At 43.2% G+C, this 21,420-nt stretch carries 24 protein-coding genes; 11 read left to right on the plus strand and 13 right to left on the minus strand.

Features of this window, described 5'->3' with window-relative positions:
* Positions 1-17 precede the first annotated feature (17 nt).
* Positions 18-2,060 carry a sensor histidine kinase gene (locus EXA13_RS02435; RefSeq protein ID WP_238131823.1) on the minus strand — a complete coding sequence of 681 codons (2,043 nt, stop codon included), beginning with the start codon at positions 2,058-2,060 and terminating at the stop codon, positions 18-20.
* The gene (locus EXA13_RS02440; RefSeq protein ID WP_238131700.1) at positions 2,041-3,489 is read right to left on the minus strand and encodes a sigma-54-dependent transcriptional regulator; all 1,449 of its coding nucleotides are present in this window, start codon (positions 3,487-3,489) and stop codon (positions 2,041-2,043) included. Before EXA13_RS02440 ends, EXA13_RS02435 begins: the two co-directional genes overlap by 20 nt.
* Positions 3,490-3,712: 223 nt before the next feature.
* Here EXA13_RS02440 and EXA13_RS02445 point away from each other — a divergent pair, with 223 nt between their 5' ends.
* The 6 genes from EXA13_RS02445 to EXA13_RS02470 are packed head-to-tail and all read left to right on the plus strand — an operon-like array spanning position 3,713 to position 8,599.
* Positions 3,713-4,528, plus strand: coding sequence for a substrate-binding domain-containing protein (locus tag EXA13_RS02445; RefSeq protein WP_238131701.1), 816 nt, complete (start codon positions 3,713-3,715; stop codon positions 4,526-4,528).
* A 6-nt stretch (positions 4,529-4,534) separates the two neighbouring features.
* Entirely contained in the window at positions 4,535-5,233 is a 699-nt protein-coding gene (locus EXA13_RS02450) for an ABC transporter permease (RefSeq protein WP_238131702.1), read from the plus strand.
* A 25-nt stretch (positions 5,234-5,258) separates the two neighbouring features.
* Positions 5,259-5,969 carry an energy-coupling factor ABC transporter ATP-binding protein gene (locus EXA13_RS02455; RefSeq protein ID WP_238131703.1) on the plus strand — a complete coding sequence of 237 codons (711 nt, stop codon included), beginning with the start codon at positions 5,259-5,261 and terminating at the stop codon, positions 5,967-5,969.
* On the plus strand, positions 5,947-6,534 hold the full coding sequence (gene mobA / locus EXA13_RS02460) for a molybdenum cofactor guanylyltransferase MobA (RefSeq protein WP_238131704.1): 588 nt from the start codon (positions 5,947-5,949) through the stop codon (positions 6,532-6,534). The genes EXA13_RS02455 and mobA overlap by 23 nt, the downstream gene beginning before the upstream one ends.
* Positions 6,531-8,300 (plus strand): bifunctional molybdopterin-guanine dinucleotide biosynthesis adaptor protein MobB/molybdopterin molybdotransferase MoeA, encoded by a 1,770-nt coding sequence (locus EXA13_RS02465; RefSeq protein ID WP_238131705.1) that lies wholly within the window; start codon positions 6,531-6,533, stop codon positions 8,298-8,300. Before mobA ends, EXA13_RS02465 begins: the two co-directional genes overlap by 4 nt.
* A gap of 29 nt (positions 8,301-8,329) precedes the next feature.
* Complete coding sequence (locus EXA13_RS02470; protein ID WP_238131706.1) at positions 8,330-8,599, plus strand: DUF2960 family protein; 270 nt, start codon at positions 8,330-8,332, stop codon at positions 8,597-8,599.
* Positions 8,600-8,670: 71 nt separating this feature from the next.
* On the opposite strand, the gene nagK is transcribed toward EXA13_RS02470, so the two are convergent.
* Both nagK and EXA13_RS02480 read right to left on the minus strand, forming a co-directional pair.
* Positions 8,671-9,582: an N-acetylglucosamine kinase gene (gene nagK, locus EXA13_RS02475; RefSeq protein WP_238131824.1), complete on the minus strand. Its 912-nt coding sequence runs from the start codon at positions 9,580-9,582 to the stop codon at positions 8,671-8,673.
* 175 nt (positions 9,583-9,757) lie between these two features.
* Positions 9,758-10,486 carry a tRNA-uridine aminocarboxypropyltransferase gene (locus tag EXA13_RS02480; RefSeq protein WP_238131825.1) on the minus strand — a complete coding sequence of 243 codons (729 nt, stop codon included), beginning with the start codon at positions 10,484-10,486 and terminating at the stop codon, positions 9,758-9,760.
* 103 nt (positions 10,487-10,589) lie between these two features.
* Between EXA13_RS02480 and EXA13_RS02485 the strand changes: the two genes are divergently transcribed.
* Both EXA13_RS02485 and EXA13_RS02490 read left to right on the plus strand, forming a co-directional pair.
* Positions 10,590-11,375 (plus strand): sterol desaturase family protein, encoded by a 786-nt coding sequence (locus tag EXA13_RS02485; RefSeq protein ID WP_238131707.1) that lies wholly within the window; start codon positions 10,590-10,592, stop codon positions 11,373-11,375.
* Between the two features lie 21 nt (positions 11,376-11,396).
* Complete coding sequence (locus EXA13_RS02490; RefSeq protein WP_238131708.1) at positions 11,397-11,915, plus strand: C40 family peptidase; 519 nt, start codon at positions 11,397-11,399, stop codon at positions 11,913-11,915.
* Between the two features lie 12 nt (positions 11,916-11,927).
* Here the strand turns inward: EXA13_RS02490 and EXA13_RS02495 are convergent, their stop codons facing one another.
* On the minus strand, positions 11,928-12,269 hold the full coding sequence (locus tag EXA13_RS02495; protein ID WP_238131709.1) for a DUF3802 family protein: 342 nt from the start codon (positions 12,267-12,269) through the stop codon (positions 11,928-11,930).
* 373 nt (positions 12,270-12,642) lie between these two features.
* On the opposite strand from EXA13_RS02495, the gene EXA13_RS02500 reads away from it, so the two are divergent.
* Entirely contained in the window at positions 12,643-13,509 is an 867-nt protein-coding gene (locus tag EXA13_RS02500; protein WP_238131710.1) for a fructosamine kinase family protein, read from the plus strand.
* A 68-nt stretch (positions 13,510-13,577) separates the two neighbouring features.
* On the opposite strand, the gene EXA13_RS02505 is transcribed toward EXA13_RS02500, so the two are convergent.
* Positions 13,578-13,895 (minus strand): heavy metal-binding domain-containing protein, encoded by a 318-nt coding sequence (locus EXA13_RS02505; RefSeq protein WP_238131711.1) that lies wholly within the window; start codon positions 13,893-13,895, stop codon positions 13,578-13,580.
* Between the two features lie 133 nt (positions 13,896-14,028).
* Between EXA13_RS02505 and EXA13_RS02510 the strand changes: the two genes are divergently transcribed.
* Positions 14,029-14,232 carry a CPXCG motif-containing cysteine-rich protein gene (locus EXA13_RS02510; protein WP_238131712.1) on the plus strand — a complete coding sequence of 68 codons (204 nt, stop codon included), beginning with the start codon at positions 14,029-14,031 and terminating at the stop codon, positions 14,230-14,232.
* 90 nt (positions 14,233-14,322) lie between these two features.
* Here EXA13_RS02510 and EXA13_RS02515 read toward each other — a convergent pair whose 3' ends face one another.
* Positions 14,323-14,946, minus strand: coding sequence for a riboflavin synthase subunit alpha (locus EXA13_RS02515; protein ID WP_238131713.1), 624 nt, complete (start codon positions 14,944-14,946; stop codon positions 14,323-14,325).
* Between the two features lie 152 nt (positions 14,947-15,098).
* Between EXA13_RS02515 and EXA13_RS02520 the strand changes: the two genes are divergently transcribed.
* A complete protein-coding gene (locus tag EXA13_RS02520) occupies positions 15,099-16,469 on the plus strand; it encodes an MATE family efflux transporter (protein WP_238131714.1) in 1,371 nt (456 codons plus the stop codon).
* 66 nt (positions 16,470-16,535) lie between these two features.
* Here EXA13_RS02520 and EXA13_RS02525 read toward each other — a convergent pair whose 3' ends face one another.
* The 6 genes from EXA13_RS02525 to EXA13_RS02550 all read right to left on the minus strand — a co-directional run bounded on the left by EXA13_RS02525 (position 16,536) and on the right by EXA13_RS02550 (position 21,414).
* Positions 16,536-17,411, minus strand: a complete 876-nt coding sequence (locus EXA13_RS02525) for a DNA ligase (RefSeq protein WP_238131715.1) — start codon at positions 17,409-17,411, stop codon at positions 16,536-16,538.
* A 240-nt stretch (positions 17,412-17,651) separates the two neighbouring features.
* Entirely contained in the window at positions 17,652-18,503 is an 852-nt protein-coding gene (locus EXA13_RS02530; RefSeq protein ID WP_430794455.1) for a patatin-like phospholipase family protein, read from the minus strand.
* Between the two features lie 172 nt (positions 18,504-18,675).
* Positions 18,676-19,851, minus strand: a complete 1,176-nt coding sequence (locus tag EXA13_RS02535) for a tetratricopeptide repeat protein (protein WP_238131716.1) — start codon at positions 19,849-19,851, stop codon at positions 18,676-18,678.
* Entirely contained in the window at positions 19,848-20,468 is a 621-nt protein-coding gene (locus tag EXA13_RS02540; RefSeq protein WP_238131717.1) for an energy transducer TonB, read from the minus strand. The genes EXA13_RS02535 and EXA13_RS02540 overlap by 4 nt, the downstream gene beginning before the upstream one ends.
* Complete coding sequence (locus EXA13_RS02545) at positions 20,465-20,872, minus strand: ExbD/TolR family protein (protein ID WP_238131718.1); 408 nt, start codon at positions 20,870-20,872, stop codon at positions 20,465-20,467. The genes EXA13_RS02540 and EXA13_RS02545 overlap by 4 nt, the downstream gene beginning before the upstream one ends.
* On the minus strand, positions 20,872-21,414 hold the full coding sequence (locus EXA13_RS02550; protein WP_238131719.1) for a MotA/TolQ/ExbB proton channel family protein: 543 nt from the start codon (positions 21,412-21,414) through the stop codon (positions 20,872-20,874). Before EXA13_RS02550 ends, EXA13_RS02545 begins: the two co-directional genes overlap by 1 nt.
* Positions 21,415-21,420 lie beyond the last annotated feature (6 nt).

Raw genomic sequence — 21,420 nt, forward strand, 5'->3', positions numbered from 1 at the left:
GATGATCATTTGATGGTTTAACTCGCTTTAGTAATAAGTAAGTGGCTATCGGCTTTCTCGGGTAAATAAATACTAAAGGTGCTGCCTTCCCCATATACAGATTGAACACGAATTTCACCGCCCACATGGCTTAATAAGCTTTGTGAGACAGAAAGCCCAAGACCGGTTCCTTCTCTTTTCGTCGTATAGAAAGGATCAAAAATACGGGTTAAATGTTCAGGTTTAATCCCACACCCTTCATCGTGTACATGAATCACCGCACCAAGGGTATCACCTGCCTCAACCCAGTCTTCACTGTGAATGGTTAGCCGTCCCTGCCCTTGCATCGCGTGAATCGCATTCATTTGTAAGTTCACCAAAATTTGTAATAAATGGTGACGATTGACTTCGACCGAACATTGAGCCTGCAACTGGGTAATAAATTCAACGTCTCGTTTCTTACTTCCCGCTTTTACTAAGGTAATACTCTCTTCGATGATTGGGTTGACATGCTGCCAAGTAACCTCATCTTGAACACCGCCATGACGGCTGTATTGCAATAAGCTGCGGGTGATATGACGAATCCGATCAACCTGCAGTAAAATAGCCTCAATTTCTTCGTTAACACGTTCTGCCTCTTCTCCCAACTCAAAGCGAATTAATTCTGTATTACCCAAAATAACCGCCGTAGGATTATTGATTTCATGGGCGATTCCTGCGGTTAATTCGCCAAGTGCGGCCAGTTTTTCATGGGTAATCAGCTTATTTCTCGTCTGATTAAGGAGTTGAATATGATGCTCAAGTTGCTGTGTTTTTTCGTGCAAACTGGCCGTTCTTGAATGGACTTTTTCTTCGAGTTCATGAGCGGCATGTTGAATCTGTTCATTGCGCTGTTGTAATAAATCTAACATGGTATCAAACTGTTTCGCCAGCTGGGCGAGTTCGTGTTTTTCATCTAATCCAAGTGAGCCAATCCGCTGATTTTTTCCCAGCTGTACTAATTTGACAACTCGATGAATACGTTCAATGGGGCGGAAAAGATCTCGTGATCCTCGGTAGACAAAAAGCCCTGAAACCATCAGTAAAATGAGCGTCATACTCCCCATTTCAACAATGTTAGTAAGGTAGGTTTGAATAAAAGGCCACAGTAAATACCCCGTGTAGATCATCCCAACAACTTGATTGTATTGATCACGAATCGGCTGATAAGCACTGATGTACCAAGCATCATAAACATAGGCTTTGTCTACCCACTGCTGCCCTTCTCGTAACACCTGATCAGCCACTTCAAGAGAAACGCGAGTACCGATTGCTCTACCGGCTTGAGCATGACTGTCTAACGGAACATTGGTACTTACGCGCAAATCATCAAGAAAAAGGGTTAACGTCCCTGCCGGGCCTAGGATATTCGATTGCGTTGGATAGATTAAATCACGAATTTGGTCAACTAATATGGTGCTGTTATTAAGCAGCAATCCACCATCTAAAAAACCAATGATCCTTTGTTGATCATCTTTTACGGGAATGACCGTTCGGCTCACTAAACCTCGGGTTTCCATTTTTCGGTTATTCAGAATAGGGATCTGGGCTCGAATCGCTAACTCTGGATCCAACCGTTTAAGTTCGGGTTCATTGAGAATATCAAAAAACGACTCTCTACGAGTCAGATCTAAGTAACGAAATTTTTGTTCTAAGGTATCAACAGGCTGAAAAGAAAGAAAATCGAGCCCATAACGCTTTTTCTGTTGTTGTACCCAATTGAGGAACCTTAAATGATGAGTATCACCGTGTTTTATCTTTTGCTTAAAATCATAAGAATCAGCAAAAGCATGGACATAACCGGCTTGCCTTTGCTGAAGCAAAGCCACGCTATTTTGTGCAACCCCCAACCGCTCTGATACATCGACTAACGCACTTTGCCACGTGTAATGTAACGACCAATAAAGGCTGATCGCAATCAGGGCAACCAGAGTAAAGCCGATCGGTAACGAAGTGAGAATGAGTAAACGATAACGAACCATGGTTTTGAAGCGGCGCTGCCACTTCTGCCACCAAAAATCTTCATTGCATGATTTGCTCATCATTTTCCCATTCTTTGAATTTTCTTTCTAAGGTTTTTCGAGCGACGCCTAAATCTCGGGCCGCCGCCGATTTATTTCCTTGATGTAGAGAAACTATCTGCTCGATGTGTGCTTTTTCTACCTGCTTTAAACTCCAATGGTTTGGGTAGCCGTGGGAAACCGAGCTTGATTTTTCGTCTAAGGTATTCGGATCGTGATGGGAACAAAGTGACATCGTCACCTCAGATTGAACGAGTAGGCTTTCTTTCTCACTCCAGTAATGCGCCAGAGGTTTCCCCAGCAATAAGCTGCGTTCAATCAGATTTTTCAGTTCTCGAATATTTCCCGGCCAATCGTAATTATGCAGTGCTAAAATATCCTCATGGGCCCATTTAGGAGGACGAATGGCAAGTTCGGCACAGAGTTTTTGGGTAAAGAAAGGAACCAACTCTTGCAAATCATGTTTTCGTTCCCGTAACGGGCTAACATCCACTCTTAATACATTCAGTCGGTAGTAAAGGTCTGCACGAAAGCGCCCTTCTTCTACTTCTTGGTGTAAATGGCGGTTAGTCGCAGCCACAACTCTAACATCAATCGATAGCTCTTTCTCAGAGCCCACCGGACGAATCGCTCTTTGTTCCAACACTCGCAATAGTGCAGATTGCATGTTTAATGGCATTTCACCTATTTCATCTAAAAATAGAGTGCCACCATTGGCAACCCGAAATAGTCCTTCTCGATGTTTTTTGGCTCCCGTAAATGCGCCCTGCGTATGCCCAAATAACTCGCTTTCTAATAGTTCAGGGGCAATGGCACCGCAGTTGACTGGTACAAATGGCCCTTGGCGCTGGCTAGCCTCATGAATGCTACGGGCAACCAGTTCTTTCCCTGTGCCTGATTCGCCTTCGATGAGTACTGAAGCTCTTGAAGGAGCAAATTGCACAATCAATTGCTTAAGCTGCTCCGTTTGTTCTGACTGGCCTAAAATTTGAGTGGCACAATGGCGTTGAAAGTCTCGTTGTAGCGCATATTGCATACGCTGATTTAAGCGCTTGTCTATACAACGCCCAACCGCTTGCAACATTTGTTCAAGATTAAAAGGCTTGAGGATAAAGTCAGCTGCTCCCAATTTTAAAGCACTAATCGCGGTTTCTAAGTCGGCATAACCGGTCATAAAAATCACATCTGGTTTTTGGTAAGCATCGGTAAAAATCTCTTCCCACTCGATCCCAGATCGCCCTGGTAGGTTGATGTCCAAAATAATCAAATCGTAATGGGTTGTGCTGCGTAACTGTTCTGCTTCGTCAATACAGCCCGCACAGTCTACTTTCGAAAACCATTTACTTAATGCTTTTTGTAAAATGGACTGCATCCCCACTTCATCATCCACGACTAATACGGAAAAAGCCTGATAATGCTGTGCCTGCTTATTGCGACTTAAATAAGACATATTGCTCTCTATTGATAGTATATAGACATAATGACCCAATAAACCTTACACCGAATTCGGTTAAGTTGAGACATTTTGTCTTAGCTTATGCAAGTTGTCACGGTTTCACCACTCTCTTCACGGTTATTCTTTGTTTTTACATGAAAATTGTCGTAAATATCTTGGCATTGAGTTTGCTATTCATTACGACGCTCCTTCTTTTTAATCATAATGGACAGATAGAATGAAAAAATTATTCGTGCGTCTGATGGCATGCTGCCTACTTTTAAGTAGTAGCTATGTACTAAGCGCTGATGATGCTCCTCGTATTCGCTTGGCCACCACAACCAGTACCTACCACTCCGGCTTGTTGGATTATCTCCTTCCTGAATTTAAAAAAGATTCAGGCTACACCGTGGATGTGATTGCCACTGGTACGGGTAAAGCTTTAAAAATGGGTGAAAATGGTGATGTGGATGTGGTGATGACTCATGCTCCCGAGGCGGAAGCCATCTTTGTTGAACAAGGCCATGGAGTATTGCCCCGTAAGCTAATGTATAACGATTTTATTCTTGTTGGCCCGAAAGCAGACCCAGCCCATGTCGCTGCCCAACCCAATGTTCAACAAGCTTTTGCTCACATTGCGGCAAGCCAAACGCCGTTTATTTCCCGTGGTGACGATTCAGGGACTCATAAAAAGGAACTGATCATTTGGTCGAAGAGTCAAGTCAAAACCGATTTTTCAGGTTACCGTTCGGTCGGACAAGGAATGGGACCAACGTTAAATATGGCTTCAGAAATGCAAGCTTATACGTTAACAGACCGTGGAACTTGGCTGGCTTATCAAAGCACTCTGGACTTAGTGATGTTGTATGAAGGTGATGCACTACTCTTTAACCCATACCAAGTAATTTTAGTGAATCCTGAGCGTTACCCTAGCATTAATTATCAGGGCGCAAAAATATTCAGTGATTGGTTAGTTTCCCCTAAAGGCCAAGCTTTAATCAACGCCTTTAAACTTCATGGTCAGGCACTCTTTGTGGCCAATGCGGATGAGTAATTATTGATGAGTCTTTGGCAAACCACCTTAGAAGCCTTAGCCTTATTAATCAGCTTTGATGCTGAGCTATGGGAGATCGTTGCGGTCTCCTTTAGTGTCTCTTTAGCAGCGGTTGGGTTTGTTTTACTGCCGGCGATCTTACTTTCTTTTCTCTTTGCTTACAGTCACTTTCGAGGAAAGTGGCTACTGTTATCATTAATCAATACCCTGCAAGCCGTCCCAACAGTTGTAATTGGTCTATTACTTTATATGCTGCTATCACGCTCTGGTCCGCTGGGTGATTGGCAAATGTTATTTACGCAAAAAGCCATGATTCTAGGACAAATGCTGATCGGTTTTCCTATTTTAGTTTCCATGATGCATGGCGCTCTGCAATCCAGCGATCGACGCTCTGTCGAAACCGCCATGACATTAGGGGTATCCATACCACGTATTGCAATAACGATGGTGTGGGAAACGCGCTTTCCCCTCTGCGCAGCCATCATTGCTGGATTTTCACGGATTGTCACGGAAGTCGGTTGTTCAATGATGGTGGGGGGCAACATTATGGGATTAACGCGCAACATTCCTACCGCCATTGCAATGGAAAGCCAAAAAGGCGCTTTTGCTCAAGGGGTCGCACTTGGCATTGTCCTACTTTGTTTAGCACTGGTGCTCAATTTTTTACTCTCAAGTCTACGTGGTAAAGGATACCTACGAACCTGATTTAAAACGATAGAAAGGATATTCCATGTCGATAAAACTTACTGCCAGTCAGCTATCTATGCGTTTTAATGAACGAGGCTTATTTCATATCTCTGAGTTAGAGCTCGGCCCTAATGATGCAGTCTATCTTAAAGGGGATAATGGGGTTGGAAAAACCACATTGCTCAAAATTCTTGCGGGTTTGTTAACGCCAACCACAGGTGTTGTTTCTCATCATCAAGTCTGGTGGCAACGTTTATTGCACAGTCGAGCCCATAAACACGTTGTCTATTTACACCAAACCCCTTATTTATTTGATGATACCGTTTATCGTAATGTTGCTTATGGCATTCGTTTTTCACCTTTACCAACCAAAGAAAAACGCAGCAAAGTCATCAATGCGTTGCGTATGGTTGGCTTAGAAACCTTAGCGAATGAACATATTTCAGTATTATCTGGTGGAGAAAAACAGCGCGTTGCTATGGCGAGAGCTTGGATCTTAAGCCCTTCGATTTTATTAATGGATGAACCTAGTGCCTCATTAGATCAGGAATCTATCGATAGATTAGTTATAATGGCGAAAGATTTATTAAATCGTGGATCCAGTTTAGTGATCACCAGTCACCAAACCAATGCACTAACCGATTTATGTCATAAACAGTGGTGGATCAAAGAGCACCAGTTAGTTGAATCGCCGTTACTGCATGTCATCCCCGAACCATCAGAGACCATTTATGTTACTTCCATCTCAAACTAGTTGGGTTATTTTAGCGGGCGGGCAAGCAAGCCGCATGGGGGGAAATGATAAAGGGTTAATCACGCTGAATGAAAAACCACTGATTGAACATGTTCTGGAACGGCTTTCCCCTCAAGCCGAACATGTGTTGATCAACGCTAACCGCAACCACGCCTTTTATGTGCAATACGCCCCTGTGATTAGCGATTTATTTGAACACTACCCGGGGCCACTTGGTGGTATTCATGCCGGTTTAACCTACGCGCAAACCGACTGGGTCGGTTTTATTCCCTGTGATAGCCCATTATTGAGTGATAATTTTGTCACTCGATTTTGCCGTGCCGTTACCGCAGAGAGTGAAATATTAGTGGCTCATGATGGCCAACACCTACAACCGGTTTTTACCCTTTTTCATCGTCGAGTCTTACCTAAATTAGAAGCGTTTTTAATGCGTGGTGATCGTAAAATTATTTTGCTCTATGAAGAGTGTCATACTGAATATGTCGATTTTAGTGATAGCCCATCCTGTTTTTTCAATTTAAACACCCCCCAAGAACTCGCCCAATTTGGAGCATTACACTCATGAATACTCAGCGTCCAGCCCTTCCCCTGCTCGGTTTTGCCGCTTATTCAGGAACGGGTAAAACCACGTTGCTTGAAGCCTTACTACCTAAGTTAACCCATGCAGGGCTTCGTGTTGGGGTACTGAAACATGCTCACCATGATTTTGATGTTGATATTCCCGGTAAAGACAGTTATCGCCTACGTAAGGCAGGAGCCTCACAGATGTTGGTAGCCTCTCGCAATCGATATGCCTTGATGACTGAAACACCGGATGCGGAAACCGAATTCAATGAATTACTGCAATGCTTTGACAGCCAACAGCTAGATTTGATTTTAGTCGAAGGATGTAAAAATATTGCTTTCCCCAAAATTGAGTTACACAGGGCAGAAGTCGGTAAACCTTGGTTATACTTAAATGACTCAAATATTATCGCCATTGCAGCTGACGAGTCTGTCGAAACCACCCTTCCTCAAATGTCTATTAATGATTTAGAGGGCATTGGGCAGTTTATTTTAGACTACGTAAAAAACGATTTGGGTCAGCCTTCAACGACTGCCTGCTGCGATACGCTTTCTCCAGCATTTCTCTCTGTAAAACAAGGGATTGAAAAAATTTTAGCGTCGGTTACCCCCATTCACGAACAAGAGGAGGTGGCCATCAAGGATACTTATGGACGCATACTGGCTTACCCTATCACCTCACCGATCTCAGTCCCTGCTTATCGCAACTCAGCCATGGATGGGTACGCGATTCGTAGTGACGATCTTGACCGTTCACACTACACGCTAGTGGGAGAAATCTTAGCGGGGCACCCCTATTCACAACCGTTAGCACTTGGGGAATGTGTCAAAATCATGACCGGAGCCCCAATGCCAGAGAATGCTGATACAGTAGTCATGCGAGAGCAAGCCGTTGAAAGCCATCTGTCTATTTCTTTTACAACGAAAGTCATTAAAGCGGGGCAAAATGTTCGCCAAGCGGGCGAAGATCTCGCACAAGGTCAAATGGTCTTTCACTCTGGTCAACGGATACAGTCAGCAGAAATGGGCATGCTTGCTTCTCTGGGAATGAGCCATGTTCATATCATACGACGTCTAAAAGTCGCCATCTTTTCAACGGGTGATGAAGTACAAGCCCCAGGGACCCCACCCTCCGATCATACGATTTACGATTCCAATCGCTTTTCATTAATCGGACTACTCTCCCAACTGGGTTGTGAGGTACTTGATCTCGGTATTATCGAAGATAATGAAGATAAGATGATAACCACATTACAGCAAGCTGCCCAACAAGCGGATGTGGTCATGACCTCTGGTGGGGTATCTGTCGGTGATGCAGATTTTATTAAATCAGCCCTCAGAAAGCTTGGTCAGGTCGATTTTTGGCGGATTAATATGCGCCCGGGCCGTCCGTTAGCTTTTGGCCGTATTGGTCATTGCCCCTTCTTTGGGTTGCCAGGAAACCCTGTGGCCGTCATGGTATCATTTATCAACTTTGTTGAACCTGCCTTGCGAAAGATGCAAGGTGAGATCGATTGGCAGCCGTTAAAAGTTCGAGCGATCGCCAGTGAAGAGTTACGGTCACGCCAAGGAAGAACCGAATTTAGCCGTGGTGTTTACTCCACTAATACATCGGGACAACTTGTCGTGAAAACGACAGGAACGCAAGGTTCTGGAATCTTGCGTTCCATGAGCCAAGCCAACTGTTTAATTGAAATTGAACCCGCCGTTGATAAGGTTAGTGTCGGTGAAAGCGTGACAATCATTCCACTTCAAGGCAGAATTTAGCCCATTAATAAGAGCAAATAGAGAACCTCATGGCTCGTACCATTATTTACAGCTACAAAGATAAACAGAAAACATTAACGTTTTCTTATGAAAAACACCGCAATATTCATGAAGCCGTTGCAGAAGCAGAAGGGATTGATCTTTCTGAGTATCTGAAGATGGAATTACAGCTAGAAGCCGTCTCAGATACGAAAGCGGTCCGTAATTATCGAGATAACTATTTTAAGAAATTAGGCTTTGGACTGATAACGTTACAAGCAAAAGAAAATCATGGTGTCGGTAAAAAGCCAAAGGCTTAAATTAGGATCTAGCATTCGTTCACAAAAAAGGCTTACTTCTTAGTAAGCCTTTTACCTTATGAGAAAACCAATTACTTAATATTCAAGAAAGCAGCGCCGCGAACGCCACCAGAATCACCATGTTTAGCTTTAATGATTGTTGGACATTTTGCGACAGACAATAGATGTTTGGGAATACGTTTTGGCATTTCTTGATAGATCAAATCAAAATTAGACAAGCCGCCCCCTAATACCACAACATGCGGATCGTTCGCGGTAAATAAATTCGCAAAGCAGATGGCTAATAACTCCATAAAGCGCTCAACGTGCTCCACCGCTTTCGCTTCCCCTTGCTGATAAGCCGTAATAATATCGATCGCCGCTTTCTTTTCAGCAAAGTAATGTTCATAAATCAGTTCAAAACCACGACCTGACAAATAGTTATCAAGACAACCTTTGTTACCACAACCACAGCTTAATAAGGGCGCTTTTTCACTGCCAAGATGGAACCAAGCATCAATCGGCAGACGCATATGTCCCATTTCACCCGCGACATGGTTACGACCAGAGAAAATTTTCCCATCATAAACTAAGCCGCCACCAAAACCTGTCCCAAGGATTAACCCCATTACAGAAGGCGCCTCTTTTAGATCTTCATCCCATGCTTCTGACAGTGCAAAACAGTTAGCATCGTTTTCAATTTTCACGCTGCGCCCAACTTTTGCTTCAAGATCTGCACGTAAAGGCTTGCCTTTCGCCGCTGGAACGTTAACGGTTAAAACGGTACCGTCATCAGCATCTTCCATGCCCGGTAAGCCAAGGCCAATTTTCCCTTCTACACCAAATTGAGCATCATACTTTGCTATCAAGCCAGCAATAGTATCAACTAGCAGGGCATAATCATCCGTTGGTGTCGGTACTCGTTCTGTGGCAACACGCTGTAAATTTTCATCAAAAGCACCAAACTCAATTTTTGTGCCACCGACATCAAAGCCATAATACATGCTCATCTCTCCTTAAAAATACCCAGCCTTGGGCCAAATCATCAAAAAATAAAAACGGCAATATTATCCATATTGCTCAGTAACCTGTCCGTGACCAACCCCGAGTTTATTCTTTTCTCTATCGGGTTTACACATGAAAACATCACCATAAGTGGATATGTAGAGTCACGTCACTTTACACGGTTTGTTGATACGCTTGCCATCTCTTAAGTGCTGGTTTATCTCGCACAGGTTTAAGCCGAGATTTCCCCAATAAGTAGCTTTCTTTAAATGCTTCAAACCAAATATGCAATGCTTCTGCCCCTTTTTCTTCACCGCATAATGACAGCACTAAGCTCGCCACTTCTGCGGTGGCCAAATATTGCTCATTACTGGCTTTTCGCATTAAATAATTCGATAAGTGCTCTGGTTCAATCGACAATATAGGGAGTGAGGCAAGATAAGCTGAGCGACGGAAAATTCGTTTGGCTTCGCGCCAACTGCCATCAATAAAAATCAATAATGGTTTTTTAGCGTCATTAAGCTTAGGAATCGAGAGCAGTTGACGGGCTCTATCCTGCTCAGTTTGCGCAGGGAAAACCAATACTGGAAAAAAAGCGGGATCAGAGATCAAAGCTAACATCTGAGGATCAGGCTCCGTACGGTGCCATTGATATACATAAGTTTCTTTTACCGTATCCGCAATTAATCGCCCAGTATTGCTGGGTTTAAAAACCTCATTTTCAGAAACCAATAACATAACCGCAACGGCTGTCTCAATATCTGGCTGGTATTCGCATAAACAGTGTTCGCAAGGGACATGACAAAATGAACAACGCGCTATTTTTGAGCCGCGGGCTAAGAAAGGTTTGGTTGATCGTTGCAAGCGATCCTGATACAAACGATGAAAAGCGTGAATTCTCATAACCATCACGGAACATAAAAATAAGCGGCGATTCTACCGCTCTGCACTTCAACTGGCTAGTCTTTTAAAAGAATGGGCCGGCTCAATAAAAGGTTCAACGCCGATGCAACCAGAGATATGGCGATTAGCCATTTTTATCTTCGTACTGTTCGCCTGTGCTGTATGGGAGAAATGTCTGCCTCGTAAAAAAAGGACCCAGACAACATGGATCCGCTGGCTTAATAATTTAGGACTAGTCGGGTTAAATAGCTTATTAGTAACAATATTGATGCCTATTGTGGCTTTCTCTGCTGCCCAATGGGCGCAAGAAGAGCAATTTGGGCTAATGTATTGGCTAACTATTCCAGCGTGGTTCGCTTTACCACTTTGTGTCGTCATCCTTGATGGCATCATTTATGCTCAACATGTTTTGTTCCATCATATCCCTAGCCTTTGGCGTTTACACCGTATGCACCATGCTGATCAAGACATTGATGTCACGACCGGAGCTCGATTTCATCCAATTGAAATAATGGTATCTATAGGAATAAAAATAGCGGCCGTCTTAATACTGGGCGCTTCACCATTTGCCGTTCTTCTATTTGAAGTGATTCTTAATGCCAGCGCTATGTTCAACCACAGTAATGCTAAACTCGCCTTAAACGTTGATCGATGGCTACGTAAAGTTGTGGTTACGCCTGATATGCATCGAGTACACCATTCGATAATGCCAACTGAAACACATACAAACTTTGGCTTTTGTTTATCCATTTGGGATCAATGGTTTTCGACCTATCGCGCTCAACCTAAATTGGGACATGAAAAGATGACTATTGGTCTCCCCCTCTTTCAAACCCCAAGAGAGCAATGGCTAGACAAAATGCTGACCCAGCCTTTTCGTCGTCGTTAAAAAAAAGTACCGAGATTTAAGATGAAAAAACATAACTCCCTAAGTTTATTAACTCTGTGTATGATCATTGGTTGTAGCACTCAATCAAACCGCACACCAAGCAGCCAACAATGGCAACAATCTTCACAGTGGCCGGAAACATCACTGTTTTCAGTCTACCAACAGTGGCAGGGAGTTCCTTATCGCCTCGGCGGTACTAGCAAAGCGGGTATCGATTGTTCTGCATTTGTACAAATTGCATTTCAAGACGCTTGGCAACATTCGCTACCAAGAACGACGCGCTTACAGAGTCAACAAGGTCAAGCTATTCGCTACCGGGATGCACAGTATGGTGATTTGGTTTTTTTCAAGACATCCCGTTCAACCCGCCATGTTGGGATCTACTTAGGTAATCAATATTTTATGCATGCATCCACCTCGCAAGGTGTGATCATATCGAGACTGGATAACCCTTATTGGGCATCTAAGCTATGGCAGTTCCGGCGGATAAATAATCCGCCAACGATGATGGTAAATGATTCGACAAAAGTTAGAATGTAAAACCGTCAAAGCTTAGTCATATTTACTCACGGCTGAGTCAAACAGATTTTTTACCAGCGCAATATATTCATCTAAAAACAAGATCTGATCATTGGTTGCTGGTTTTGCCCAAACGCCTGCCAGTACTTCCCCTAAATCATCCACCACGAGATCAGCCTCTTTTAGTAACTGAAAGCGTACACTTGAATGCAGTTCAGGGTTTTGCTCGAATATCGCCATAATATTACTGGCAACCATATCAGTGATGACATCTTCAACACTTTCTTTTCCCGTGTAACCATCACGAGTAAAGATGTCCATGTTCATCGCTAAATGTTCGATTAGAGCTGAATAACCATCGGTGTCTACAACCACTTTTTTTCTCCGCTTTACCGCTTACTGCCAGAATCAACGTTCTCTTAAGTAATACTAAGCCATGAACGACCTTTTTCACAGATTTATGCGACAGAATCTTTGAAGACAAACGATTTATTCCATCGATAATCACAGCAAGACTCTGTATCGCACATTGATGCGGTCCTTTATAAGAAACATCATTATTGCATCTCAAACTCAGTGTACAAGGAAAAGTGTATTTAAGGCCCACTTAGAAACTTGATAATTATCACATTTATATGTTTTAACACGACTGAATTGATAAACAGATGAAATTATGTGCATTAGAGTCAGAAATCTTTTAGTCAATCGCCTACACTAAATGTACGTTAATAGGGATGGGAAGATCGCTATGTGGCAGGCTATTGCGCAACAACTTTCAGAGACCTTATCAATCCACTATCGTATTGTTGAAAAAGAGAAGTTAGAAGGCGGCGAGCTTCACGACTGCTATGTAATTTCTGATGATACTGAACGCTACTTTGTGAAGGTTAACCAACGTGACTTTATCCATCATTATGAACTGGAAGCTGAGAACTTAAAGCTTTTGGCAGAAAGTCAATCCATTACCGTCCCCATTCCCATACTCGTGGGAACAACCAAAAACCACGCTTTTATTATTCTTAATTACCTACCCACAAAGCCACTCGATGATCCAGAACAGAGTTACTTATTTGGGCAACAGTTAGCAAAGCTCCATCAATGGGGCGAACAAAAAGAATACGGATTTGATGTGGAAAATCATTTAGGTATGTTGGTTCAGCCTAACTCTTGGCATAAGAAATGGGCGATCTTTTTTGCTGAACAGCGTATTGGCTGGCAACTGCAATTGCTCAAAGAAAAAGGGATAGATCTGGTTGACATTGATGAGTTTGTCGAACTTATTAAACAAAAATTAGGCCCACATATACCAAGGCCATCCTTGCTACATGGAGCCTTATGGTCTAACAATGTCGCTCAATCCGTGATGGGTCCAATCGCTTATGACCCTGCTTGTTACTGGGGCGACAGAGAGTGTGATCTCGCGGCAACTGAGCTATTTGGCGGGTTTAAGCCAGAGTTTTATCAAGGCTATGAGAGTGCCTATCCTCTGGATGCTCGCTATGAAGAACGCAAAAATATCTATAATCTTTACCTACTACTCAGTTACTGCAACCATTTTGGTGGCCGTTATTTAGCCCAAGCTGATGCAATGATCAAAAACCTACTGGCTAACTAACCTATTGCTTTGATAACGTTGAGTAAGAGTGAAGTGTTTATACCCATAGGGCTTCACTCTTACCGAATTTATTTCTTTAGTTTTACTGCCGTACCAAAAGCAAGAACTTCTGATGAACCATCAGTAATCGCACTTGTGGTTAACCGCACAGCGACAACTGCATCGGCACCTAATAACCTTGCTTCTGTTAATAATCGCTCAATAGCGACATTGCGAGCTTCCGTTAACATTTCGGTATAACCTCTTAACTCTCCCCCAACTAAGCCTTTTAAATTTGCCATAATATCTCGGCCAACATGCTTAGATTGAACAACATTGCCCATCACAACCCCTAAAATATCGACAATTTCCTTTCCGGGGATAGTTTCTGTCGTCGTATATATCATTGATATGATCTCTTAATTATTTGAGTGTTTACCGAATTCTATGTTCTTCTTCAAAATTTGCACTTAATTTTCCACTTTAAGTAACTTACCTGCTTACTATTAGTGTATCTCCCACAGAAGTAAGGAAAGAGAGATGAACAATTTTACTGAAAGAACGGCGCGGTGCCCTCATTGTGGACATTCTATCCGTATCACTTTAGATGCGAGTAATGGCAGCCAAGACTTCTATGATGACTGCCCCGCTTGCTGCCACGCGATACATTTAAATATGACGGTTAATGAGCTAAAAAACACAGTCGAGCTTAGTATCGATGCCGATGATGAACAAATATTTTAGCGTTGAAATGATACTTAGTGCAGAAAATAATTGGGAATAAGAGTGCCTCTCTTATTCCCAATTCGCTTAAAATGATTCATTTACAACCTGTTAAGCCCATTTGTCGCCAAACTTAGTCATCAAAATACGTTCAACCGTATCAACAATCGCTTGTGTTTGAGGGTCATATTCAACGTTCACTTTGTCTCCGACCTGACGCCGTCCAAATAATGTACGTTGTAACGTTTCCGGAATAAGGTGAACATTAAAACGATTGCTTTCTACTTGACCAATGGTCAATGAACAACCATCAAGGCCAATATAGCCCTTTGCTAACACATACTTCATTGAAGCAGTAGGCAGTTCAAACCAGAGTGTTTTATTGTGCTCTGATTCAATAACCTCCACTAATGTTGCCATATCACTGATATGGCCAGACATTGAGTGACCACCGATTTCATCACCAAATTTTGCCGCACGCTCAATATTCACTTCATCCCCAACTTGCAGTGTCCCAAGGTTGGTTACCGCCAAAGTTTCTTGCATTAAATCAAACGCCGCGTGTTGGCCATCAATTTGGGTCACCGTTAGACAGCACCCATTATGGGCCACAGAAGCACCAAGGGTTAAACCATCACTAAGCCCTTGAGGAAACTCAATAATGTGTGTCTGAAATTGTGTTTTTTTATCAATCGAGACAATTTTTGCGGTCCCTTGTACAATACCCGTGAACATTTTGTAATTCCGATAGATTTTCATGGTGCTTAGTGTGACATTTCTTTATCATTCTCTCTAGTACTACGTAATATCATGGCATTTTCCTTAGCTATATAACCAAACTCTGAGCCTTTTCTGTGGTTCAGCGCATCGTCTTTGCGGAGAAAACAGTGCAACGTTATAAAAAAGAAGCGTCGACCTTAATTAAATTGGCGACGCCGGTATTAATTGCCTCTATTGCACAAACCGGGATGGGGTTTGTCGACACGGTGATGGCGGGCGGGGTGAGTGCAACGGATATGGCAGCAGTCTCTATTGCTGCCAGTATCTGGCTACCTTCTATCTTGTTTGGTATCGGTTTACTAATGGCACTGGTTCCTGTTGTCGCACAATTAAATGGTTCAGGTCGACAAGAACGAATTCCATTTGAAATACAACAAGGAATAAGCCTAGCGTTGTGGGTATCTATCCCCATTATTCTCGTTTTATTTCAAACAAAAACCATTTTAAGTTTAATGGATGTTGAAGCTTTGATGGCAGAAAAAACGATTGGTTATATGTATGCCGTGATGTTTGCCGTTCCCGCCTTTCTTCTTTTCCAAACCTTACGCAGTTTTACTGATGGGATGTCACTCACCAAACCAGCCATGGTCATTGGCTTTTTAGGTTTGCTTTTCAATATTCCACTAAACTGGATTTTTGTGTACGGAAAATTTGGCGCACCAGCTCTTGGTGGCGTAGGATGTGGTGTCGCTACCACCATCGTTTACTGGTTGATGTTCCTTATGCTTCTTTTTTATGTGGTGACTTCAAACCGACTTGCACGTATTCAACTATTTGCTACCTTTCACGCTCCCCAGTGGCAAGCTCAGCGGCGCTTGTTTAAACTCGGCTTTCCAGTGGCAGCTGCACTCTTTTTTGAAGTCACGCTTTTTGCCGCGGTGGCATTACTGGTCGCGCCATTAGGTCCACTGGTTGTTGCTGCACATCAAGTAGCGTTAAGCTTTTCTTCACTGGTTTTTGTTTTACCCATGAGTATTGGCGCCGCAGTCTCTATCCGCGTAGGTCATACCCTGGGCGAAGAAAACTTACGAGGAGCAGCGATCGCATCTAATGTTGGATTGCTAGTTGGGGTCGTCGCCTCTTTATTTACCGCAATGTTTACCATTTTGTTCCGAGAAGAAATCGCTTTACTTTACACACATAACCCCACGGTTATTACTATGGCGATGCAATTGTTGATTTTAGCGGGTATTTATCAGTGTGTGGATGCCATTCAAGTTGTTGCAGCAGGAGCTCTACGTGGCTATAAAGATATGGCAGCCATTTTCAACCGCACCTTTATTGCCTATTGGATATTAGGCCTGCCAACGGGTTATCTATTAGCCATGACAGATTGGATCGTTGAGCCAATGGGTGCCAGCGGTTTTTGGATTGGTTTCATTGTTGGGCTAAGTTCTGCTGCACTCATGCTGGGGCTGCGTTTGTATTGGATGCAACACCAAGATGATGATGTTCAAATGCATTATGCGACTAAATAATAGGCACCATGATTAAGCAATGCCGCGTTTATCCTCAATAAATCGCGGTATTGCTTAAAACAGCCCTTAGAGAAAGGTAAAAACCTCAGCATTGGCACAAGATTCTTTGATACGCATAAAGCGAGCAAAACGAGGCTTGCCTGAGTCCGTCACTCCATTAAATCGATAAGTGATCACACAACCTATTTCTGGCGGTTGTTGTCGTAAAAAATCACTCAGCCCACTCCCTAACGCAAATTCGACACCGTCTTTATTTCGCACTAAAAGTGACCCAACCATATTCTGATATTTACCTTTTCCCATCTTATATCCTACAACTCGCGCTTCACTATCTTGGTGTTTTTTTAGTTTTAGCAAATCATCATTTCGCCCCGAGGTATAAGAGGATGTCATTTTTCTCAACATCAACCCCTCGCCTCCTGAAGCAAAAATTTGCTCAAGATCATTGAGTAGAACCTCTTCTGATGCAATGGGATCATGTTGAATATATTGAATATGTTCTTGAGAAATGGTGGATGTTAGCGCAATTAATCTTTGATAACGTATTTGATAATGCCCCGCGAAAGTCGGCAAATCAAACAGCATGAACTTAATCTGCTGCCACGCAGTATCGGATGGATGATGATCGAGTACCGTTTGTTGAACCAGAGGGAATCGACCTCTACCTGCCCAAAGTTCTCCTTCTACCGGGAACTCAGGTAGTGCAGATGTAAACCATTTCGGAGCATAAATCGGATTGCCAGTACGAGTCACTAACTGTGTGCCATTCCATATGGCACGAATCCCATCTAATTTTTCACTTTGCCAGTATTGCTCTAACGCTATACCTTCCCGATACTCATTGGCCTGAAGGAGTGGTATCGGCTGAGCCTGGAGGTCAGCAGCATATATTGGAGTTACCGCCAATAGTGACAGCGTGATGAGCGAGAGTTTTAAATGCACTTTTCCTTTCCTCTTCTGACTGAATGTTTGATGATGCATAAGGAAAAGTATGTGAAATCACACGATGACGATCTTATGATTTATGATGAGCTACGAGCCTTCTCACACCAGATAAGACTTTCTTGTTTCTAAATCATTAGATAACTGTGTCACTGTTCACGATCTTCTTGGTAATCATCGTCTAAACCCGCAAGGACTGATTGATAATTATTGATATCACAGGTAAAGATGATGATCTTGTCAAACAAGTTCACATTTTTTCTCCACAGACTGTAAATACTGCTTTCCTGCGTTAAGTCCCATCTGATAACCCTGCTGCAATAGTGGCTTTTTCATCGTTAGCCGCTTAACGGCAAAATTTTCTGGTGGCGCAATAACCTGAATATTGGCATCTTGTGGAGGATGATGAATAAATTGTAGTGAGCCATTGTATTTTTCTGAACGATGTACAATCGAGTTGGCTACTTGTGGATAACGAGCAAAAAGTTTCTTCACCATCCACTCACTCCTTGGTTTATTCATGGTATAGCTCTGCGGATGAGATAAGATCACCGTGATATCACGGGCCCCACGGCGATACGCTTCTTTAACAGGGATAGAGTCGGCAACACCACCATCGGTATAGCATCCACCAGAAATGCATGGGGTATTTTTATACACTAAAGGCAGTGCTGACGTTGCTTCAATGGCTGTCAAAAAGTTATCCCGTGTAACTTGATAATAATCAGCTTTGCCTGTTTTAACGTTTGTTGCCGCAGCAAAGAAAGGAATCGATGAGAATAAACGTTCTTCATCAATAGGATAATGTTCGTTCGCTTCATCAATAAGCCATCGAACATCAACGAGACTTCCGCCCCGTAAGAATCGTCCCGGATTATAAAATCGTTTACTGGTTGCCAGTTCAGTGAACACTTGATAGCTACGCTGGGGCTGATGAGCTAAGTAACCAACTAAGTTAGATGCACCAGCAGACACTCCCATCACAAAGTCAAAAGGTCGGTAGTTTTCTTCCATGAACGCATCTAACACACCACAGGCAAAAATACCGCGCATGGCTCCCCCTTCAACAACCAGTACTTTTTTACCTGACACAATAAGACTCCTCTTTATTTCTTGCTCAAGCCTATGAGAACTGAGCATTACCCAGCCCCATGAATAGATTAGAACAAGGATAGAGAGAAAAGAAACAAACCGCTAATGGGTTTTAGTTATTGATCGAATAGGAAAAGAAAGGCGCATACCTGATAAGTTGCGCCTTTTATGATTAGGAAGTTTGTCGTGCGTCAATCGCTCTCAGCTGGGAGAGATAATTCACCCACCCTTTACTTTCTTTAGATGGCTCTAAATGATGAGCTTTCTTCGCTTGTGCTAACGCATCATCCAGTTTATTTAACTTATATAAAATTCGAGCTCTGGCGAGAGCTATCTCTGGTTGACGTTGACTATCTTTAACTTGATCTAAAGAAACTAATGCCTGCTGATACTCCCCTTGCTGGCTCTGCAGTAAGGCCACATTCCAGTAATATTGACTTTCTCTCTTAGCGGCGATCAACCAAGTTTCAATGGCTTTATCCCACTCTTTTGCTCTTTGCCAATAAGTTGCACACTCAGTGAGCAGTTCAATATCACTGTTTGGTGTCGATAACTGCACTAATAATTGTGCTGCTCGTTCTGGGATACCATTTTGAGCATACAATTGGGCTAACAATCTCAATTCTTGCTGACTAAGTTCAACACCTTGTAATTTAGCCAACCCTAAGCTGTTTAACGCTTCTTGTTGCTGACCAGTACGTAGTTCAAGGCTAACAAGTTGCAACCACCAACTACTTTTCGTTGGCTCTAGCGTAATCAACCTTTTCAGTGTATCAATCGCGGGAGACCAGCGTTCTAATTGCAACTGGGCCCCTAATTTGACCGATAATGGTGTGATCTCATCAGGGCGTTGAAAGCGGTCATAATGTGCCATAGCTTCTAAGGTTTTTTTCCACTGCTGTAATTGGTAATGAAGCTGACCAATTCTTAGCCATAACTCATGAGCATTTTGATTGGAAGGCACCTGCTTGGTGAGTTGATAGTAATGGGGTAATGCCTGCTGATATTGTTTATCCATCAACAAGAGATCAGCCAACATACGTCTAGTTGTCCAGCCCTGTTCATCCTGTAGCTCACCACTATTGACCGCATTATTCAGTGATTTTATCGCCGGTTTTAGCTGTTCATTTTGCCAATAAAACACCCCGATCATGCGAGCTAAATAAGCTTTATCATAAGCGCGAGTTGAGTGGGTTTCCTCTAACAAACGAATCGCCTCTCCAAATCGTTCTTCTTGAGCAAACTGGTTTGCTTGCAAGGCTTTATTCGCAGCATAAGGGCTAAGCTCACTCGCGAATGATGAAGCAGAACCCAGCAACATGAGGTAAAGGATAAATTGTCTGATCATTTGGCTAACTTAAACTCCAGTTTTACTGTTTGGCCTGGCTGAGTAACTGCACTGCCATCTAACAGTTTGGGTTGATATTTCCAACTCCGTAATGCTTGCATCGCTTCGCGCTCAAACATCCGCCTTGGGTTAGCATCTAGCACTTCAATCTCGGTCGGCCTACCTGTTTCATCAATTGTGAACCGTAAAACAACATAGCCTTCAATATTACGCTTTAAGGCACGAGCCGGATAACTCGGCTCAACACGATACAAAGGCAATGCTTGCTGATTCGCTCCAAAGTCACCAAAAGTGGGGGCGTTAATCGCAATACCATTAATGGCCGTGTCTAACCCCAATGACGGTACACTGGTTGGAGTTAACGTATTGGTCATGGTACTTTGCTGTTGAGAAACAGGCGCTTTTGGTGGTGGCTCTGGTACTTGTGGCTGTTCAGGAACCGCTCGTTGACGACGTTGTACTTCTTGTTCTTGCTCCACCATCACCATATTAAAACTCAGTGATGGACTTTGTTGTGGCGAACGCAATCCATCGTTATTCACCATCCAAGCCATAAACGCAAATAAACCGACGGAAACCGCTGCAGCAAAAGGCATTGCGAGTAATAAACGCCTCATCCACGCTTCTCCGCCGCCAGAGCAATGTTTTTTACACCCGCCCCCTTTGCTGCATCCATCACTTTTACCACCGTACCATTATAGGCATGCTCATCGGCCTGAATAACCAGTGAAGCTTCCGGTTGCTCAAGCAATAAATGTTCTAACGTAGCTTGCACCCTTTCCGCATCAATTTGTCTTTTATCAATGTAGATATCATTGGCGGCCGTAATGGCCACAAAAATACCGGCATCTTTTTGTGCAGCAACATTCGCCGCCGATGGACGATTCACTTCAACGCCGGATTCTCGGACAAAAGAGCTGGTGACAATGAAGAAAATCAGCATGATAAAAACAATATCTAACATCGAGGTGAGATCAACTTGTGCTTCTTCTTGATTCGATGAATGTCGACCCAGTCTCATCACTGACTCCTTAATGATTTTTCAAGTTTTAATTCACACAAACGGCAAGTTTTTGCAAGGCGAGCATGAATAAACATGCCCGCTAAAGCAGCCACCATGCCTGCCATTGTGGGTAACGTGGCTAATGAAATACCGGAAGCCATCAATTTAGGGTTACTACTGCCTTGTGTTGCCATCACATCAAACACAGAAATCATGCCCGTTACGGTGCCTAGTAATCCAAGCATGGGGCAAATCGCTACCAACACTTTAATAATATTTAAGTATTGCGTTAGTTGAATATGCGCTTGCCCTATCCATCCGGAACGGATGGCATGCGCATACCAAGAGTGATGGTCACTACGCTGGTGCCACGACGTAATCCACTGCTTACGCTGCTTCGGAAAAGTAAAAGCCAAGTACAGAATACGTTCAATGACCAACAGCCAACAGATGGCAACGATCGCTGCCAACCACCAAAGGACGGTTCCCCCTTGAGCCATAAACTCCGACAGAGGCATAAATAGGCTGGCAAAAGAAAATAATCCATCAGCTTGGTTCATATTGAT

The sequence above is a fragment of the Vibrio cincinnatiensis genome, assembly GCF_022113815.1.
GTDB classification, from domain to species: Bacteria; Pseudomonadota; Gammaproteobacteria; order Enterobacterales; family Vibrionaceae; genus Vibrio; species Vibrio cincinnatiensis_A.

Coding starts and splice junctions, on each gene's coding strand:
- EXA13_RS02435 (WP_238131823.1), bottom strand. CDS start 2,060: ATGAGCAAATCATGCAATGAAGATTTTTGGTGGCAGAAGTGGCAGCGC.
- nagK (WP_238131824.1), bottom strand. CDS start 9,582: ATGTATTATGGCTTTGATGTCGGTGGCACAAAAATTGAGTTTGGTGCT.
- mobA (WP_238131704.1), top strand. CDS start 5,947: ATGTTACTTCCATCTCAAACTAGTTGGGTTATTTTAGCGGGCGGGCAA.
- EXA13_RS02500 (WP_238131710.1), top strand. CDS start 12,643: ATGTGGCAGGCTATTGCGCAACAACTTTCAGAGACCTTATCAATCCAC.
- EXA13_RS02470 (WP_238131706.1), top strand. CDS start 8,330: ATGGCTCGTACCATTATTTACAGCTACAAAGATAAACAGAAAACATTA.
- EXA13_RS02445 (WP_238131701.1), top strand. CDS start 3,713: ATGAAAAAATTATTCGTGCGTCTGATGGCATGCTGCCTACTTTTAAGT.
- EXA13_RS02540 (WP_238131717.1), bottom strand. CDS start 20,468: ATGAGGCGTTTATTACTCGCAATGCCTTTTGCTGCAGCGGTTTCCGTC.
- EXA13_RS02465 (WP_238131705.1), top strand. CDS start 6,531: ATGAATACTCAGCGTCCAGCCCTTCCCCTGCTCGGTTTTGCCGCTTAT.
- EXA13_RS02450 (WP_238131702.1), top strand. CDS start 4,535: ATGAGTCTTTGGCAAACCACCTTAGAAGCCTTAGCCTTATTAATCAGC.
- EXA13_RS02545 (WP_238131718.1), bottom strand. CDS start 20,872: ATGAGACTGGGTCGACATTCATCGAATCAAGAAGAAGCACAAGTTGAT.
- EXA13_RS02550 (WP_238131719.1), bottom strand. CDS start 21,414: ATGAACCAAGCTGATGGATTATTTTCTTTTGCCAGCCTATTTATGCCT.
- EXA13_RS02490 (WP_238131708.1), top strand. CDS start 11,397: ATGAAAAAACATAACTCCCTAAGTTTATTAACTCTGTGTATGATCATT.
- EXA13_RS02535 (WP_238131716.1), bottom strand. CDS start 19,851: ATGATCAGACAATTTATCCTTTACCTCATGTTGCTGGGTTCTGCTTCA.
- EXA13_RS02455 (WP_238131703.1), top strand. CDS start 5,259: ATGTCGATAAAACTTACTGCCAGTCAGCTATCTATGCGTTTTAATGAA.
- EXA13_RS02485 (WP_238131707.1), top strand. CDS start 10,590: ATGCAACCAGAGATATGGCGATTAGCCATTTTTATCTTCGTACTGTTC.
- EXA13_RS02480 (WP_238131825.1), bottom strand. CDS start 10,486: ATGAGAATTCACGCTTTTCATCGTTTGTATCAGGATCGCTTGCAACGA.
- EXA13_RS02515 (WP_238131713.1), bottom strand. CDS start 14,946: ATGTTCACGGGTATTGTACAAGGGACCGCAAAAATTGTCTCGATTGAT.
- EXA13_RS02505 (WP_238131711.1), bottom strand. CDS start 13,895: ATGATATATACGACGACAGAAACTATCCCCGGAAAGGAAATTGTCGAT.
- EXA13_RS02510 (WP_238131712.1), top strand. CDS start 14,029: ATGAACAATTTTACTGAAAGAACGGCGCGGTGCCCTCATTGTGGACAT.
- EXA13_RS02440 (WP_238131700.1), bottom strand. CDS start 3,489: ATGTCTTATTTAAGTCGCAATAAGCAGGCACAGCATTATCAGGCTTTT.